Origin of the sequence: Streptococcus ovis DSM 16829 (genome assembly GCF_000380125.1) — a bacterium.
Taxonomy (GTDB): Bacteria; Bacillota; Bacilli; order Lactobacillales; family Streptococcaceae; genus Streptococcus; species Streptococcus ovis.
Map to the genome: position 1 here is coordinate 1 of NZ_KB904585.1, position 15,839 is coordinate 15,839.

Genomic DNA, 15,839 nt, shown 5'->3' on the forward strand with positions numbered 1-15,839 from the left:
TTTGAAAACTCCTTTTGAGAGAGTGGTTCGGCCAAGTACCCATTAAATTCAGCTAAAACACTCTCACAATCGCTCTGAGAAACACCAGATGAGAAGTTNGCCAGAGCCAGAGTAAATAGCACGTTGTTTCTGCCCATCAATGCCTTAGAACCCTTGATGTTTGCTTCTCTCAGCAGTAATNGATACCAGGGTTCATCGANTTGTTTGATCCCTTCTGTTCCGGAAATAACCGTTAAATTTGGNCTCTTACTTGGAAATGGTAACTCNGACTGTTTCATNGACCAGTCCAACCACTCCTGGAAGGAATACGTATATTCCGCATGGAAAAACTCGACGTTATCTGTCCGTGGCATTCGTGCAATCCCAAAGTGATTGCAGGTCATGTCTACTGGCAGATGTTGGCCAAAATAATTTCTCAAATTTTGGGAAATCGCCTTGGCCACCTTTACCACTCTAAACTGTGAATGAGTGGTCACGTAGGCTGGTTCTTCCAGGACAAAATAAGCCTGGTAGCCTTTATCTGATTTCAGGATAAGCGTAGGCATAAATCCTAAATCAATGGCCGTTGTCAGAATATCTCCAGAGGTGATCTCATCGGCTGAAGAGGTTATGTCAAAGTCAATGTAAAAGGTGTTAATCTGTCTTAGATTCTCTTCCGCATGGCCACGTGTAATCTGGCGTTTCTCGTCACTGTAGGTGCCAAACCGATAAGCGTTGGGTGTCCAGTGAGTAAAACTATCCTGGTTCTCCATAATGGCTTCCATCGATGTTAGAACAAGGCCACGTGCCTTGACCATATTGGCCTTAGAACGGTAGGCAAAGATAGCTCCACGTTTTCCTTCTTCAGCTGAAGAGACAGGTTTTAGATGGCTGTTTCTAAACTTATAGTTTCTTAGGCTATCTCGTAGAATTAAGTTGTGAATGTCTGTTAGATTCATCTGATTCCTTCTCACTTGTTATAGTTAATCTACATCTCCGAACTCATATACACAGCATTCTGCTCCGCAATCTACACAATCATCTATTTCATCATCACTGGAAAACCACTCCAAGCAATGGTTACAAAACAATTCGAACATTTTCTATACTCCTTTCTTAAAAATCGTGATCGTTCCTTCCAAATCACTCAAAAAATCTTCATAGTCTGACAGCGCAGCATTCGTTTGCTTCAGGAGATAATACTGACTCTTAGAAAGTTCCGCGAGAGATGGACTGTAATTTTCTAACTCTGTCATACAGGCTTCAATTTGTGCTGTGATTGTTCTCATCCTACTAACTCCTCTGGCATCAGTTTTGTTTCTTTCGCATGGTTCTGCCCTTCAGCATAAGCTTCAAAATCAATCGTTTCAATTGGTGTTTTGATCGATCTGCCCCCCAGTTCTCCGAACCGTTTACGTTCCTCTTCAAGGACTTCAGCAGGAACCTGAACAGCCAAAGCAAATTCTTCTGAAGCTTGTCTTTGAGCTCGAAACCGTTGTCCTATACCTTGCAAGAAACCCAATAAATACGATTTTTTATAGTCTAACCAGCGAGACTTAGGTACGGTAGGAAAAAGGCGCTTAATTCGATATTCTAGATATAGAATTGCACCCTCATAAACCTTGGTACATAATTCAGCATCTGCTTCATATCCGAAGAAAATCATCTGAGTAATTCCTTCTTTGCACTTACGTCTTCTAATCGTTTGGCATCTGAAATTTTCTCCAAGAATAGCAGCAAGTTCTTCTTTCCACCAAGACATCCTATACGCCCTGTGGCCAACCGTCTCGCCTATATTGTCATTTTTCTTTTGAGCATTGACATCGTGCAAGGACAGATTGTGCTTCACCATGAGCTTCTGGGCCATCAGAAGGGCAGTCTGGCCTTCTTCATCATTCGGAGCGTCGTAAGCTAAGTCTAGTAAGTTTTTGACTTTTTCAATTATTTTTTCAGACATGAGATAACCTCCTACCACTTCGGCAAATACTCTGCATAATGATCCGGATTGTTGACCCAAGCATTATGAAAAATCATATTTTTAGAAATAATTTCTCGCCACTTTGGTAATTCCTCCTCATGAATAAAATGGAGGCCATAGAATTTTTTCAAGATAAACAATACAGCTCCTATATGATTACCTGGGCCAATCACACATAAAACATTTTTCTCCTTATCCTTCACCCAGTGAGTTTCTGGGTTCTCCATTGTTTGTTTTCCAAAATCTTCATCTCGTTCTAACCAATCAAATCCTGGACAATAATAGACCTTCATAGTTGGATCTCCTCCTCATTCAAGCCATAATAACAATGACTGCATAAATCTTGGTTACTGTCTTCCATCCACCAGCATGGATCAAATTTTTGATCAACACATGGAGTTGTCCATGTACAACCACACTCCTTACAAATTCCTATTGCTTCTTGTCTCATAACAGCTCCTTTAATTAACTTTCATACTCTTAGGGAGAGAAAATCTTGGCATACAGTAACCATCGTGTAAGTCTCTTTTCAAATAAAATTCAGGGCTTGATGCGGTTACAAAATCACTTCTCTTACGACCTCGTATTAGTTGCTTATAAGATAAAGGCAAACGTTTTTCAATCTCTTTAAATTTAAAGCCCAAAGCCAAATAAGTTGTAACAATTTTATGGACATATTCTTTAGATTCTTGGTTTCTAACTCTATGACGAATACTCTCATCCTCTAGCGTTATACTTTTATGATACTGGATATATAATCCCCTCATCTGTTCAATCTTATTCTGCCAGTTAGGATTATAAGGTTGACCAGAGTACTTATTGATTAACTGATGAACAGGCTCTTTGAATTTCATCTGAACAAAATCAAATTCTCCTAGATCGGTCAGAGGATCGATAAAACCCAATGGATCACTATTGATTAACTGATTGTAAAATTCATTTCTAGTCATCATATCCTCCTGATTGTGTCATTTATTAATCACCACTCAAGAAATGTTAAATGAATTTATAAAACTCTAATTGTCCAATATATATTAAAATTTTCAATTTCTCCATGGTAATCCCTCCCTCTTACAAGATTTTAAGCGAACAAAAAGGAGAACAGATTTCTCCGTTCTCCTCATAAATACAGGATTATTTTCTATTCTAAAAACTCTTACCACTTACTAAGCGATAGGCAGCGGCATGGTTATTTTCAGAGATTTTTACAAACCCGACACTTTCATAACAAGCCTGTGAGGCACGATTGTAGTGGTAGATTTCAGGAACGAACAGGCTTGCCTTTCCCATTTTCCGTGCTTCTGCTACTAAAGTGAACAGCACAGCTTTGCCAATACCTTTTCCTCGAAAATCAGGGTGACCAATTACCATAGGCAGATTGTCATCGCAAAGTGCCACATCCCCAATCGGCACCCACACAGAATCCATATTAACCTCAATCCAATAGAGCTGTCCGTGGTTGGCTAGATAACGATACATCCGTTTCAATTTTTCCATTGAATAGGCCTCTCGAACTCCATCGACCAGATACACTAGCTCCTCATCTTGATACCATTCAAAAGCAACTCCGAGGTCATCCCTTTCTGAAAAAGGACGCAAGCGAATAGTTTCTCGGACTGAAAGAATCCTAGTCATTCACCGTCACCTCTCCCGTCGTATAATTGATGCTAAGACCAGACTGGACATTGGGAATAAAGACATTAAACTGCAAACTGTTATCTGTTGCCTTGGCTTCCAGATGAGAACCGACAGGCACTAGGTCCTTATCCTGTGCATAAATCAAGGTCACACGGTAGCGAATTCGCTTGTTGCGGTCTAAAGCTCGTCGAATTTGTGTTTCATAATAGTTTTGACCCGTGGACCACTGCTCATCTGACTGATTGGACCACGCTGTCTGGACGGCTATGTTCTTCGCATTTCCTGTCGATGCATCAAAGCCAGAAAGCCCTCCAATAATGGCATAACCAAGTAAGTGACCACGGTCCACTGCATGGTCATATTCCCCTGGTAAATCATGTACTTGATGCCAACCTGCGGGTTTCCATTCCGTATACCCTTGTCCCGTTTCTTCACGGCTTTTGTATTGGCGAGTGGCCTTGCTCAGAAGGGCATTTGCAACTGTAGGCACCATTTCTCCCTGCACGTTTTTTGTTTTATTCTCTGCGTAAGGAACACTGGCTACGTCTGCCTTCAAATTTGTCTGATTTTCATTCACAATAAAAGCTCCGGCACCATTCCAAACCACGTTATTTCCTAATTGTTTACGGACCGACTCTACCAAAACACTTGACGCTAACTCCTTGCTTGGCGTGACCTCACTCGTCTTGGAATCATTGGCAAAATAGGTAACTTGAGAACTTTCTAGACTTCCATCATGAATCTGTGGATACAAGTAGCCTCCTAGTAATAGCAGAGCTGTTACTATTAGACTAAGCAAACTTGTCGTTTGTTTGTTAATTTTTTTCTGCGACATTTTCTCTCCTAAGAAAAAAGTAGGTCTCCCTACTTTCCTGTAAATTTACTGATAATGTCCTGCCATTTATCTACTGATAAAATAGACAAACCATTTTCTCCATTTCCGACTACACTATACCCTACGATCAAACCTAAGGCAAAGATCACGCAAGCAAGGAGTAAAATCAAAAGTACAAATAGTAGTTGTCGTCCTACATAGTATAAACTTTCTTTAGTCATCTTCTTCCTCGTAATTCACTCGTTTGATATCTGCTCCAAGAGCAGCTAATTTTTCGTGGAAACGATAGTAGCCACGGTCCAGATGGGTCAACTTGCCCACGATGGTTTCTCCTTCTGCTACAAGCCCAGCTAAAATCAAGGCGGCACTGGCACGTAAGTCTGTTGACATTACCTCTGCCCCTTGAAGCGGCTTGCCACCTGATATGATCGCAGTATCACGTAGAATATCTGAGTGCAAGTCCATCCGACGCATTTCTTCTAAATGTTGGAAACGATTTTCAAAGACTGTTTCAATCATGGTTGATTCACCATTTGCCACAGCCATCAGTGCTGTAAATTGCGCCTGCATATCTGTTGGAAAACCTGGATGTGGCAATGTCTTTACCATAACAGGCTTTAACTTAGAGACATCTGAGCGAACACGAATCCCAGCATCTTCTTCTGTCACTTCGACACCCATTTCCATCATTTTTGAAATCAAGGGACGATTGTGCTCCCAGATAGCATCTTTCACTAATACATCACCACCAGTCATGGCAGCAGCCACCATGAAGGTTCCCGCCTCAATACGGTCTTGTACTACTTGATGTTCTGCACCATGAAGGCTTGATACACCCTTAATCGTCAAGGTTTCTGTACCAGCCCCCTTGACATTAGCCCCCATTTTATTGAGCAGGATAGCCAAGTCAACAATCTCAGGCTCACGCGCTGCATTTTCGATCACAGTCGTTCCCTCTGCCAATGTCGCGGCCATCATTAGGTTTTGAGTCGCACCAACACTTGGGAAATCCATGTAAAAATGAGCTCCTTGGAGACGCTCTGCCCGCGCTTCAATATATCCAGCTTTTTGGCTTATCTTTGCGCCCATAGCTTCTAAGCCCTTTAAATGGAGATCAATTGGCCGGCTCCCAATGGTACAACCACCTGGCATCGAAACACGCGCATATCCGTTACGGGCTAAAATCGGACCTAGCACTACGATAGAGGCCCGCATCTGGTTCACATACTTATATGGAGCCTTACTCCCAATCGTTCCGTTTGCATCCACTGTAATCGTATTTTGGTCTTGGTCAAAGATCACATCAATATCCAAACCACGAACGACATTATTCATCGTGAAAACATCCGACAAAATTGGAACATTTGACAATACAGTATGCCCCTCGCTAGCTAAAATAGTTGCTGCCAACAGTGGCAATACCGCATTTTTTGCTCCTTCAATAGTCACCTCACCTGTAAGACGAGCCTGACCACCTTTTACTATAATTGTGTCCATGTTTTTTCCTTTTTACCTTCTTTATTGTGTGAATAGCTGTGCAAATTGACGACTCATGACAAGGATGTCTAAGAAAAAGGTCGAAACCATATACCCCATCCCAATCGCTAAAAAGAGCATCAATAACTGAATTTTTAAGCGATTTTCTGCTGCTCCCTTTAGAAACTTACTCCAATCCACCACACTGATTAAGAGCTGATAAGCCATATAAATAAAAAGTAGATGGCTCAAAAATGTTACATACAAAATCATACATTCATTATAACAAAATTTGGACAACATGGCTATCGAGAGACACGCTCCCCAATCTCACCCTAATACATCGTTTTAGAATATTCCACATACGAAAAGGCACCGCTTTCCATCTGTAACGATGAAATACGGTGCCTTCCCTTGTTTAAAATTTTCCTCCGCTACCGCCATGTGAATGACCAGAAGAAGAAATGTGGATGCTTGACCCTCCACTTCCACCACCGAACTGATTGGAAGATTTAGGCCTTGCATGTCTATTCACTGTACGGTATAAGAAGAGATCTTGTGACTTCGTCAACCGAAAACTTCCCTCTTTTACATAGCGTTGAGCTCCTATTTGTGGTCGAACCGATGTCAACTGCCCTTTTAACCATGCTGTATAGCCCCAAGCTACTACGATTCCTGTTAACAATGAGGCACCTCCCCATAACAGCACGTTAAAGGGTTCCTTTGGTAAATTTCCCACATCATAAGGCTTATCAGTCTTCGCTTGAGTGATAAATTGATCTGCCAAACCAGCATAGGTTGAAAAAGCTTGAGCAACATCACCGCTACTCAAAAACGGGAGAAAGCTGTCCGACATATAGTTCAAACCTGCATCTGTGAAGGTTCGAATGGCCGTTCCAGAAGTTGATAGATGCCAGTCACGATCCTCCATACTGACTAAGAGTAGAATCCCGTCATGATCATCACCTTGACCATAGTTATGATAGTCAAAAAAATCATCCGCAAAAGCTTCTGCCGTTTTTCCTCTTAGACCATTGACCGTTGCGACCACCACATCCATTTTTTGGCGCGTGCTGATTTCGTCTAATGTTGTCAAAAGCTCTTCTTCTTCTGATTGTGACAGCAAATCTGCTTCATCTACTAAACGTGGCGGTACTTCAAACCGTGCTTGAATAGTGGCGAAATAACTTTCAATTCCATCTTGAATGGTATGTTCTGCATGATAAGCCTTCCACAAGAATTGGTCATCGTCCAACTTCAAACGTTCCTTACTGCTTCCAAGAAAGTACGTTTCTCCGACATTCGTTTCATAGTTAAGCGCTAAAATAACAGCGTCTTTCTGCGAACCAATTTCCTCATAGAGACGAGAAATCGTCGCTTCCATGTTTTCCGCAGAAGTCTCCATAGCGAGAAAATAGACGTGTAACTGATGATCAGAGGCGAGTCGTTGTGCCTCTTTTTCATAAAATGCATCTTCTGTTGCGTCAAGGACAGTTAGACAATCACGGATATAGCCAGTTTCATCTGCATATACTGGCATGATCACTACCAGACTAAGTAAGAAGGCGATTAAAACGAAACCTAATTTTTTCATATCAGACCTCCTTCTTACATCAGGTAAAATAGCCAAGCTAAGGCAAAGCAAATCAAGGCCACACTAAAACCCGTAATAGAGAAATATTTCCAATAGGCGCTTTTGTCTAGTGGCAAATCTCCTACGAACTTACCCGTTTGTCCATTCATGGCAAAGGTATATTTTTTCCCTTGCCAAGTCGTATTCAAAAGCCAAACTGGATAAAGTGCATATATAGCTTCATCGTTATGAAGCCGGATACTATCTTCATCATGGATAACATTTAAATAACCAGAAGTTGTTCCCAGAAACATCTTTTCTGTGGTTGTTTTAACCCGTGTATTGGCAGAAGAAATGCTCTCTTCGGATGTCTGGTCGTATTTATCTGCTAAATAACCTGCTAGATAGGCCGTTTGAAAATCAACCGCTTCTGAAAAATCAAAGGGTTCTAAGGCCTCCATCAATCGGTTATCCAATTTACTAGACCCATCTACAGGTATATGCTCAAACTGCATCGTCCCCGAACGTAGTAAGGAGAAAAAGTTGGTTTCCGTATACGTGTAGTTGCTATCACTCCATGTCCGTACCATTGTCCCCTTGTAGCGCATATCCGCTTCAACATCTGCATCAAATATCCAGAAGGGAACATATAGTCCCTTCACTTCATCGATATGATTTTCATCTTTGAAAACTGTTGGCAACAGACGTTTTCCGACTAAATGTTTGCTGAGTGCTGCTTTGGCAGCCTTTTTATCCAATTTGAAAGGAATGACCACGTCTGGTCTTAAGGCGCCCGCCAGACGCTCTTTCAGTACAATCGGATTGTCACAATAGGGACAGGAAGTCGCTGCTGTATTTTCATCAGCCACTAGCTGACCGCCACAGGATTCACAGACGTAAAGATTCATAGGTTCTTCATCTGTGCCTTCCCATTGGTTCTCCTTTTGCTCCTCCAATGTGAGCTCCTTTGAAGCTGGTAAGTCCTGTAATTGCTCATCCAGATGTTTAAGACTCTCCATCTCTAACTCGGAGTCACAGTAAGGACATTTCATTTTTTGAATGCGGGAATCAAAGGCAATCGCCCCACCACAGTTGGGACATTTGTATTCAATCACTTCTGCCATGGCATCACCCCCCTTGTCAATGACAGAATAGATCTGTTCTTAAAAGGCATTGCCACATTCTGGACAGAATTTTGGTGGATTCGTAAGATCCGCTACCTTCCACCTACAATTACTGCAGAATTTGGCTGTGGCTACGGCTGGCTTTGCCTTCCCGCAATTGCTACAGAAATTGCCAGTATTCGCACTCTGACAATCTGGACAAGTCCAAGCGCTCGCAGTAGTTTGAGGGCTTGTTTGATGAGAAGCTGCCTCTTGTGCCTGTTTTTGGCCCATTTCATACAGTGCTTTGGTATCAATGCCACCAGCTTGTTGCGCCATTCCCATGCCCATATAGCCCATGAAGGCACCATTAGGATTTTCAGCAGCAGAGCGCATGGCATCCGCAGTTGCTGCTGTCATGGCTGCACCTGCCATATTTGGGTCACGGTAAATCGCTGCGCCCTGTGCCTGACGAATCATTTCTTCGTATTCTTCTGTCAGAGTGATTGGGTTCATCGCGACAGAGACAACAGAAATCCCACGTTTTTCAGCCCATTTTTGAGTAAGAGCTTCGTTCATGGCTACTGATAATGCCTCAGCATGAGCTGGTAAGGCGCTTGGTCGAACTTGCATTTCAGAAATTTTTGCCAAAGCTGGTTGCAAGGCACTAATAAACTCTGTCTTGAGCTGCGCATCAATCTCTTCTCTCAAATACTCGCGTTCTACATTACCAGAAACATTGGTATAAAAGAGGATTGGGTTGGTAATTCGGTATGAATACAAACCTGAACAACGCAGACTGACATCTAAATCTAAACCAATATTGCGGTCTACCACACGGAATAAAATTGGATTAGGTGTGCCAAATTTATTGTCCATCAATTCTTTGGTATTGAAATAATAGACCCGTTGGTCTTTAGGAGCCTCTCCACCATATGTAAAGCGTTTCCCAATTTCTTTAAAGGTTTTTAAAATCGCTTCCCCAAGGTTTCCTGAAAAAATACTTGGTTCAATAGCGGTGTTATACGTATATTGACCTGGTTCAGCACAGATTTCAACGACTTTTCCTTGCTCAACGATGATCATACATTGACCATCTGCAACAATGATTCCTGAACCATCTGAAATAACATTGTCACTGGCTTTTGTATTGGAAGAACGACCAGAAATATTTTTCTGCCCTTTTACAACTAAGACATCATTGTCTAAGGCATCACAAGAGAAAAACTCTTTCCACTGATCGGCCAATACACCTCCTAGGGCACCTGCCCCTGCTTTCACTAATCCCATATACTCCTCCTTTTGGTTACAGAACGACTGTGCCAATTACCATGGCATTAACCGTATAAGCGTTTTCAACTATCTTTATTATACCTTTTTTTATAGAAATTGTCGCATCTCATTCTGGTAAAGAAAAAGAAAAATCTGAATACCATTTCTAATACTCAGACCTCATCAATACAGCTACGTTGTCAAAATTCTTTCTGTTCCATTATCACCACACTCCACTTCATTGACAAGAAGAAAAGCAAGCCACCACTCAGTAACCAAAAGACCAATAGCCCTTTCATAGGAATAATCGAGAACCCTTGGAAAAGCTGATTCCATTCATTCTTTAGCAGAGCTTTTAGTCCCATCGCAAGAAACATCAAAAGTCCCATTCCTCCCATTAGGACGATTCTTCCTTTCTCAGCCCCATATTTTAATTGAACAGGAAACATCAAGGCTTGGATCATTAGAAAAACAGGAAAGAGGAGTACTGTAAATAGGAACAGGCCTGACAACTGTACATTTCCCTTCAACCAGCTAATCATAGCTGCAGATACAGTTGTCACCAATAGCGATGGAATAGTCAATAACAATCCCAAGCCATATTTCTCCATCACATACATTCTTCGCGTGATTGGCAACGTAAAGAGGAAAGCTTGCCCATTGTCCAGTTCATCATAACTAATGGTCGTCAGTGCAAACAAGGAAAGGATTCCTGGGAAAAATCCTAATGGAAAAGTGATGTCTTCTGAGGAAATGAGTAAACCAACGGTAACCAATAGGAGCAAGAAGAAAAATTTCTTTTGCAATAATATGATTTTCACATCTTTGATCAATAGCCCTTTCATGACCTCACCCCCTTTATCATTAACTCTAACACATCGTCTATCGAAGCATTTTCGACGACAAGTTGAGGTGAATTTTCCAGATAGTAGGCTTTTTCGTTTGTTAAACAACGATATCCATAGGATGTTTTGACAGAACGAAGAATGTAATTCTGGTCTAGCTCTTTATAGTCATCCACTTCCACCTTTATGATTCCATAATTGTCTAACAATATATCCGTATCTGCGTGCAATATCACCCTTCCATCTTCGATGAAATACAAATCATCACAGATAGTTTCTAAATCGCTAGAAATATGGGAACTAATCAAGATAGAACGTTCTTCATCTTGCTCCATAAAATCTCGCAACAAGTCTAAAATTTCGTCGCGCGCAAGCACATCTAAACCAGCAGTTGGTTCATCTAAAATCAAACATTTCGGCTGACCGGACAGAGCAACTAGTATTTTCAGTTTTGCTTTCATTCCTGTCGAAAAATCCTTGATTTGTTTGTCCTCTGGTAGACGAAAATGCCGGACCTGTTCAATAAACCAAGTGGCGTTAAAGCCTTTGTATAATCCCTGTAAAATGGGTACCAAATCTCGAATCTGAAGATAGTTGCTAAAACCTGAATCAGATAATACAGCACCTATCTGTCCCTTTTCAGTAATAGACAAGTCCCCAATCTCTTTTCCAAATAGCCGAATAGAGCCACTATCTGGTTTGATGAGCCCAAGAATCGCTTTAAATGTCGTGCTTTTTCCTGCGCCGTTTGCTCCAATTAGACCCGTAATATATCCCGATTTGACCTCCAATGAACAATCTAGTGAAAAATCTTTGTATTGTTTTTTCAATCTATCTAATTTAATCATCACTTACTCCTCCATCACTAACTGAAATAAGGATTGCAAATCTTCATCAGCTAAACCATAGCGCCTACCCTTTTCTACGATTTGTTCCAAGGCAAATTCTATCTCTTGCTTCTGTTCCTCTAACAACAATTCTTGACTGACAGCAGCAACATAGGTTCCTTTCCCGTGTACTGTGACTGTAAATCCTTCCTCTTCCAAGACATCATAAGCTTTTTTCACCGTCAACGCACTGATTTTTAGCTCTTTGGACAGAGTTCGAACAGAAGGTAGAATGTCATTTTCAATCAACTTCCCCTGTCGAATCAATTTCTTGATCTGGTCCACAATTTGCTCGTAAATCGGAACCTTACTATGTGTACTGATGATGAGTTTCATTTTTCCACCTCACTTTATATAAACAGTATATAACTGTTGTCAAGAATAAAACAAAAAAACCAGCAAATCCTTAAGATTTACCAGTTTCTTACAATAGTTTCTTAATAAGCCCGTTTAGAGCCAAAGATTTGGATAAAGATGACAGCATTGCCATTGACATCTTCTCGATTAGTCTGTTGCTTCCTATAAATCAATAGTTTATGATCGTCTGAGAAAGCCATGGCAAAATATGCCGCTGTACTTCTTCCCTTTAGCATAGTTTTCTTATGTTCTGTACTGCTATAGAGTAGTGCAAACTGTTTTTCTGCTTGCCATTTTTCACTTATCAACTCTCGGATATCATCTGGTAGGTATTGACCAGCATTCTCACTTCGCAAGGAAATGGTTTTAAGATAACGGAAAACCGTAGGGAAATCTTCTCTACTCTATTCAATAACTTGAGTTTCTGCTACTTTCTTGTACCAATAGGCACTCTTCTTAGGATAACGCTCCTGAGTCTCAAAGTCTACATAGAAGAGGCCGTATCGTTTTTCATAGCCATTTGACCATGAGAATACATCCATCAAGGACCAGATAAAGTAGCCTTTGACATTTGCACCCTCCGCAATCGCATCAGAAATCACTTCCAAATGTTTCTTCACATAATCAATACGCCCATCGTCATAAACCGTGTTATCAACGAACTCATCTTTATAGCCCAAACCATTTTCTGTGATGTAGATTTTTTTGTAGTTTGGATAATCATGTTTAACACGCATAATCTGGTCATATAGTCCTTGTGGGTAGATGATCCAGTCCCAGTCAGTTTTTGGTATATCAACTGGTGCTTCACGACGTCCGACACCTTTAATTTGGTACTTAGAGCTACCCTTTTCCCCCTTACCGTTGTGAATGATTTCCGTTTCGCCATCAAAGGCTTGCATCCAGTCACTCATGTAGTAGTTGATGCCAAGGAAGTCATTTAAATCTTTAGCTGCTTCTAGAACTACAAAATCTTCATCACGTAAATCTAGTTGACCACCATTTAAGGAAAGGATACGATTCACACCTTCCATAGTCGCTTTTGAATAGTGACCTAAATAAGTCGCATCAAGAATAAATTTATTATGGATAATATCTTCCAATTCAGCTGCGCGAACATCTGCTGGATTATTTTTATCGTAAGGATATTTAGTTGGCAGGGCATGAACAACCCCAATTTCACCAGAATAGCCACCATCTTTAAACAGCTTAACCGCACGCGCATGAGAAACCATCATGTTGTGGTGGGATTGAAAAACTTTAGCCAAGTCATACTGGATCCCTGGAGGAAATTTACCGACCAAGTACTGACCATCACCGATTGGACCAATTTCGTTAAAGGTCGTCCAATAATTTACTTCTGGAAATTCTTTGAAGCAAAATTCTGCATAGTTTACAAAATGGTCAATATTTTCACGATTTAAGAAATCCCCATTTGAATGTAGCGCCTCAGGCGTATCAAAATGGTGCAAAGTCACAAAGGGCTCAACTCCACGCTTGTGACATTCTGCAAAGAGTTTGTGGTAAAACTCAACGCCTTTGGCATTTACTTGGCCAAATCCTGTTGGAAAAATACGTGACCAAGCAATCGAAATCCGAATCCCATTGACCCCAAATTCTTCAGCTAATTTCAAATCAACAGGGTAGCGATTATAAAAATTACTAGCTGGCTCAGCTGTGTACCAGTAATTATCTTCTAGGTACTTATCCCAAGCAACTGGTCCTTTCCCATCTGTTTTTGTTGCTCCTTCTGCTTGATAGGCGGCTGTCGCGCCACCAAAGATAAAATCTTTAGGTAATGTTTTTGTCATGTAATCATCCTCTTTATCTAAAACACAAAAGGGAGGATTGAGTTGCCTCCATCCTTCCTTAAATGATTTCTTAATTTTCCATTTGTTGTTTAACAAATTCTAAAGCGCCCTGACCATCGCGAGTCAATTTGATATATTGAGCTCCTTCGGTCTTAGCCAGTTTGATTCCCAGTTTTTCCGTCTCAAGTTTCATATCTTCATAGTTGGAAGCCACTTGAGGTGCTAGAATTACTAATTGATATTCTGGTAAAATTTCGCGGTGAGCACCATAACTACCAGCTGTCGCTGTTACCGGCACGCCATACTCTTTAGCTGCCTTGGTTAATGCATTTGCCAAAAGACCACTGGTTCCACCACCAGCACAGAGAACAAGGACATTTGTTTGTTCTGTGATTTCTTTAGCTTCGGTGACACCTGCTTTTTCAAGAATAGCATCTGCTTTAGCTGTATTAAAGTTTGCAGCAACTTTTTCTTTTAAGTCATCTGAAGATTTTCCTGTACGTTCTTCTTCAAGAATTTGCCCATCATAAACCTTTAAAAATGGATAATAGATAGCTACGTCAACAACAATCAAGACTGCAGCCAAGATAAATGACAAGATTTGGAAATTCGTTCCCAAGACAAGACCAAGAGGTGCTGGAGTTGTCCAAGGTAAGTTTGCGGTAAAGCTATTCATGCCTAAACCATCAATGAAGAATTTGAAAATCCAGACATTGGCAATTGGCGTTAGGATAAACGGAATGAAGAAAATAGGATTCAAAACAAGTGGTGCCCCAAACAGGATTGGTTCATTAACCCCGAAGAATGTTGGAACAACTGAAGCGCGTCCGATAGCACGGTTACGTTTTGATTTGGTCAACCACATGAACATGAATGGAACAACAAGAGTTGCACCCGTACCGCCCATCGTAACGATGAACATTTGAGTACCAGAAGTTAAAATCTTATCTGCGTGCTCACCAGCCTGAAGCAGTTGCAAATTTGCTTCTGCATTAGCGTAAGTGATAGCTGCAATTGCAGGTTCCACAATGGATGGTCCATGAATCCCGATAAACCAGAAGAAGGCAAAAGCACCAAAGATAATGGTAATGCCAACATAACCATCTGCCGCTTGGAAAAGGGGGGCTAAAAGTTTACCAATAGATTCTGCAACATTAACACCCAAAGTATTATGCACAATCAACTCAATAGCATAGAGTAATACAACAGAAAGTGTAAATGGAATTAAGTCTTTAAAAACTTGTGAAATATTCGGTGGAACCTCTTCGGGCATACGAATCGTCACGTTATTTTTCACACATACTTTATAAATATTAACAGTGATAAAGGCGGCAATGAAGGCAGTAAGTAACCCTTTTGTTCCCATAAATCCTGTTAAGAATCCACCGTCTTTCGCTGGATTTGCTGCCATCAACAAAAATCCAACAATCGCAGCTAGCATAGTAGAAATGAAGTTAATCTGGTTAGTGCTTGGCAATAATCGGTTCATAGAATCAGTCAACGCTTTTGCAGTTGTACCAGCGACAAATAATCCTAAAATACCCATTGAGTAATTATAGGGGGTCATTAAAAGCGTCTCAACATCTGCACTCCACTTGAATCCCCACGCATTTGGAACATAAGCAATTAGGATAAAGATACTTGAGAAGAGAATAATTGGCATCCCTGCAATGAAACCATCACGGATGGCACGCAAGTAGATATTGCGAGAAATTTTTTCGAAAAATGGTTTTCCTTTCTCAATTTGAGCAATAAGTTTATTCATTAATTTACTCCTCTCTTATATAGTTCAATCATATGTTTCATCAAATCTTTTAGCAACAATGTTGTCATCAAATGATCTTGACCATGCATTAGGGTGACACTGAAAGCTAAATCCTCACCTGTCGCCTCTTTTTGCAGTAAACTAGTTTGAGCATGATGTGCTTCTACAATACTAGAATTTGCAGACTCGACCAGTTCTTCTGCTTTATCAAACTCACCAGTTTGCGCAGCCTTCAAGGCATCCAACAATTTAGAACGAGCTTCACCAGCATATGATACAATTTCAAAGCCCAATAGTGTGATTTCTTCTCTATTCATAAG

20 protein-coding genes are annotated in these 15,839 nt (G+C 40.9%); all 20 read right to left on the bottom strand.

Features of this window, described 5'->3' with window-relative positions; translation table 11 throughout:
• Positions 1–938: primase C-terminal domain-containing protein (locus tag A3I9_RS0111865; RefSeq protein WP_018379244.1), on the bottom strand; the 938-nt coding region annotated here is incomplete at its 3' end.
• A 144-nt stretch (positions 939–1,082) separates the two neighbouring features.
• Positions 1,083–1,268, bottom strand: a complete 186-nt coding sequence (locus A3I9_RS0111870) for a hypothetical protein (protein WP_018379245.1) — start codon at positions 1,266–1,268, stop codon at positions 1,083–1,085.
• Positions 1,265–1,936 carry a DUF2786 domain-containing protein gene (locus A3I9_RS0111875; RefSeq protein WP_018379246.1) on the bottom strand — a complete coding sequence of 224 codons (672 nt, stop codon included), beginning with the start codon at positions 1,934–1,936 and terminating at the stop codon, positions 1,265–1,267. Before A3I9_RS0111875 ends, A3I9_RS0111870 begins: the two co-directional genes overlap by 4 nt.
• Positions 1,937–1,947: 11 nt before the next feature.
• Positions 1,948–2,250 carry a hypothetical protein gene (locus A3I9_RS0111880; protein ID WP_018379247.1) on the bottom strand — a complete coding sequence of 101 codons (303 nt, stop codon included), beginning with the start codon at positions 2,248–2,250 and terminating at the stop codon, positions 1,948–1,950.
• 168 nt (positions 2,251–2,418) lie between these two features.
• The gene (locus A3I9_RS0111890; protein ID WP_018379249.1) at positions 2,419–2,907 is read right to left on the bottom strand and encodes a hypothetical protein; all 489 of its coding nucleotides are present in this window, start codon (positions 2,905–2,907) and stop codon (positions 2,419–2,421) included.
• Between the two features lie 196 nt (positions 2,908–3,103).
• A complete protein-coding gene (locus A3I9_RS0111895; RefSeq protein WP_018379250.1) occupies positions 3,104–3,592 on the bottom strand; it encodes a GNAT family N-acetyltransferase in 489 nt (162 codons plus the stop codon).
• Positions 3,585–4,430: a DNA/RNA non-specific endonuclease gene (locus A3I9_RS0111900; RefSeq protein WP_018379251.1), complete on the bottom strand. Its 846-nt coding sequence runs from the start codon at positions 4,428–4,430 to the stop codon at positions 3,585–3,587. The genes A3I9_RS0111895 and A3I9_RS0111900 overlap by 8 nt, the downstream gene beginning before the upstream one ends.
• Before the next feature lie 29 nt (positions 4,431–4,459).
• A complete protein-coding gene (locus A3I9_RS0111905) occupies positions 4,460–4,651 on the bottom strand; it encodes a DNA-directed RNA polymerase subunit beta (protein ID WP_018379252.1) in 192 nt (63 codons plus the stop codon).
• Positions 4,644–5,927 (bottom strand): UDP-N-acetylglucosamine 1-carboxyvinyltransferase, encoded by a 1,284-nt coding sequence (gene murA, locus A3I9_RS0111910; protein ID WP_018379253.1) that lies wholly within the window; start codon positions 5,925–5,927, stop codon positions 4,644–4,646. Before murA ends, A3I9_RS0111905 begins: the two co-directional genes overlap by 8 nt.
• A gap of 21 nt (positions 5,928–5,948) precedes the next feature.
• Complete coding sequence (locus tag A3I9_RS0111915) at positions 5,949–6,179, bottom strand: DUF1146 family protein (RefSeq protein WP_042361698.1); 231 nt, start codon at positions 6,177–6,179, stop codon at positions 5,949–5,951.
• Positions 6,180–6,324: 145 nt separating this feature from the next.
• On the bottom strand, positions 6,325–7,500 hold the full coding sequence (locus A3I9_RS13085) for a TPM domain-containing protein (protein ID WP_018379255.1): 1,176 nt from the start codon (positions 7,498–7,500) through the stop codon (positions 6,325–6,327).
• A gap of 14 nt (positions 7,501–7,514) precedes the next feature.
• Positions 7,515–8,603, bottom strand: coding sequence for a TFIIB-type zinc ribbon-containing protein (locus tag A3I9_RS0111925; protein ID WP_018379256.1), 1,089 nt, complete (start codon positions 8,601–8,603; stop codon positions 7,515–7,517).
• 39 nt (positions 8,604–8,642) lie between these two features.
• Positions 8,643–9,872, bottom strand: a complete 1,230-nt coding sequence (locus A3I9_RS0111930; protein WP_018379257.1) for an SPFH domain-containing protein — start codon at positions 9,870–9,872, stop codon at positions 8,643–8,645.
• Between the two features lie 182 nt (positions 9,873–10,054).
• Positions 10,055–10,699 carry an ABC-2 transporter permease gene (locus A3I9_RS0111935; RefSeq protein WP_018379258.1) on the bottom strand — a complete coding sequence of 215 codons (645 nt, stop codon included), beginning with the start codon at positions 10,697–10,699 and terminating at the stop codon, positions 10,055–10,057.
• Positions 10,696–11,547: an ATP-binding cassette domain-containing protein gene (locus tag A3I9_RS0111940; RefSeq protein WP_018379259.1), complete on the bottom strand. Its 852-nt coding sequence runs from the start codon at positions 11,545–11,547 to the stop codon at positions 10,696–10,698. The genes A3I9_RS0111935 and A3I9_RS0111940 overlap by 4 nt, the downstream gene beginning before the upstream one ends.
• Before the next feature lie 3 nt (positions 11,548–11,550).
• Positions 11,551–11,922 carry a GntR family transcriptional regulator gene (locus A3I9_RS0111945; RefSeq protein ID WP_018379260.1) on the bottom strand — a complete coding sequence of 124 codons (372 nt, stop codon included), beginning with the start codon at positions 11,920–11,922 and terminating at the stop codon, positions 11,551–11,553.
• A gap of 101 nt (positions 11,923–12,023) precedes the next feature.
• Positions 12,024–12,179 (bottom strand): hypothetical protein, encoded by a 156-nt coding sequence (locus A3I9_RS13640; RefSeq protein WP_169333664.1) that lies wholly within the window; start codon positions 12,177–12,179, stop codon positions 12,024–12,026.
• A 168-nt stretch (positions 12,180–12,347) separates the two neighbouring features.
• Positions 12,348–13,754 (bottom strand): 6-phospho-beta-galactosidase, encoded by a 1,407-nt coding sequence (lacG, locus tag A3I9_RS0111955; RefSeq protein ID WP_018379262.1) that lies wholly within the window; start codon positions 13,752–13,754, stop codon positions 12,348–12,350.
• A 70-nt stretch (positions 13,755–13,824) separates the two neighbouring features.
• Positions 13,825–15,519 carry a lactose-specific PTS transporter subunit EIIC gene (locus A3I9_RS0111960; protein WP_018379263.1) on the bottom strand — a complete coding sequence of 565 codons (1,695 nt, stop codon included), beginning with the start codon at positions 15,517–15,519 and terminating at the stop codon, positions 13,825–13,827.
• The gene (locus A3I9_RS0111965) at positions 15,519–15,836 is read right to left on the bottom strand and encodes a PTS lactose/cellobiose transporter subunit IIA (RefSeq protein WP_018379264.1); all 318 of its coding nucleotides are present in this window, start codon (positions 15,834–15,836) and stop codon (positions 15,519–15,521) included. Before A3I9_RS0111965 ends, A3I9_RS0111960 begins: the two co-directional genes overlap by 1 nt.
• Between the last annotated feature and the right edge of the window lie 3 nt (positions 15,837–15,839).

Coding starts and splice junctions, on each gene's coding strand:
- lacG (WP_018379262.1), bottom strand. CDS start 13,754: ATGACAAAAACATTACCTAAAGATTTTATCTTTGGTGGCGCGACAGCC.
- A3I9_RS0111915 (WP_042361698.1), bottom strand. CDS start 6,179: ATGATTTTGTATGTAACATTTTTGAGCCATCTACTTTTTATTTATATG.
- A3I9_RS0111890 (WP_018379249.1), bottom strand. CDS start 2,907: ATGACTAGAAATGAATTTTACAATCAGTTAATCAATAGTGATCCATTG.
- A3I9_RS0111945 (WP_018379260.1), bottom strand. CDS start 11,922: ATGAAACTCATCATCAGTACACATAGTAAGGTTCCGATTTACGAGCAA.
- A3I9_RS0111900 (WP_018379251.1), bottom strand. CDS start 4,430: ATGTCGCAGAAAAAAATTAACAAACAAACGACAAGTTTGCTTAGTCTA.
- A3I9_RS0111875 (WP_018379246.1), bottom strand. CDS start 1,936: ATGTCTGAAAAAATAATTGAAAAAGTCAAAAACTTACTAGACTTAGCT.
- A3I9_RS13640 (WP_169333664.1), bottom strand. CDS start 12,179: ATGCTAAAGGGAAGAAGTACAGCGGCATATTTTGCCATGGCTTTCTCA.
- A3I9_RS13085 (WP_018379255.1), bottom strand. CDS start 7,500: ATGAAAAAATTAGGTTTCGTTTTAATCGCCTTCTTACTTAGTCTGGTA.
- A3I9_RS0111930 (WP_018379257.1), bottom strand. CDS start 9,872: ATGGGATTAGTGAAAGCAGGGGCAGGTGCCCTAGGAGGTGTATTGGCC.
- A3I9_RS0111965 (WP_018379264.1), bottom strand. CDS start 15,836: ATGAATAGAGAAGAAATCACACTATTGGGCTTTGAAATTGTATCATAT.
- A3I9_RS0111940 (WP_018379259.1), bottom strand. CDS start 11,547: ATGATTAAATTAGATAGATTGAAAAAACAATACAAAGATTTTTCACTA.
- A3I9_RS0111895 (WP_018379250.1), bottom strand. CDS start 3,592: ATGACTAGGATTCTTTCAGTCCGAGAAACTATTCGCTTGCGTCCTTTT.
- A3I9_RS0111905 (WP_018379252.1), bottom strand. CDS start 4,651: ATGACTAAAGAAAGTTTATACTATGTAGGACGACAACTACTATTTGTA.
- A3I9_RS0111935 (WP_018379258.1), bottom strand. CDS start 10,699: ATGAAAGGGCTATTGATCAAAGATGTGAAAATCATATTATTGCAAAAG.
- A3I9_RS0111925 (WP_018379256.1), bottom strand. CDS start 8,603: ATGGCAGAAGTGATTGAATACAAATGTCCCAACTGTGGTGGGGCGATT.
- A3I9_RS0111960 (WP_018379263.1), bottom strand. CDS start 15,519: ATGAATAAACTTATTGCTCAAATTGAGAAAGGAAAACCATTTTTCGAA.
- A3I9_RS0111880 (WP_018379247.1), bottom strand. CDS start 2,250: ATGAAGGTCTATTATTGTCCAGGATTTGATTGGTTAGAACGAGATGAA.
- murA (WP_018379253.1), bottom strand. CDS start 5,927: ATGGACACAATTATAGTAAAAGGTGGTCAGGCTCGTCTTACAGGTGAG.
- A3I9_RS0111870 (WP_018379245.1), bottom strand. CDS start 1,268: ATGAGAACAATCACAGCACAAATTGAAGCCTGTATGACAGAGTTAGAA.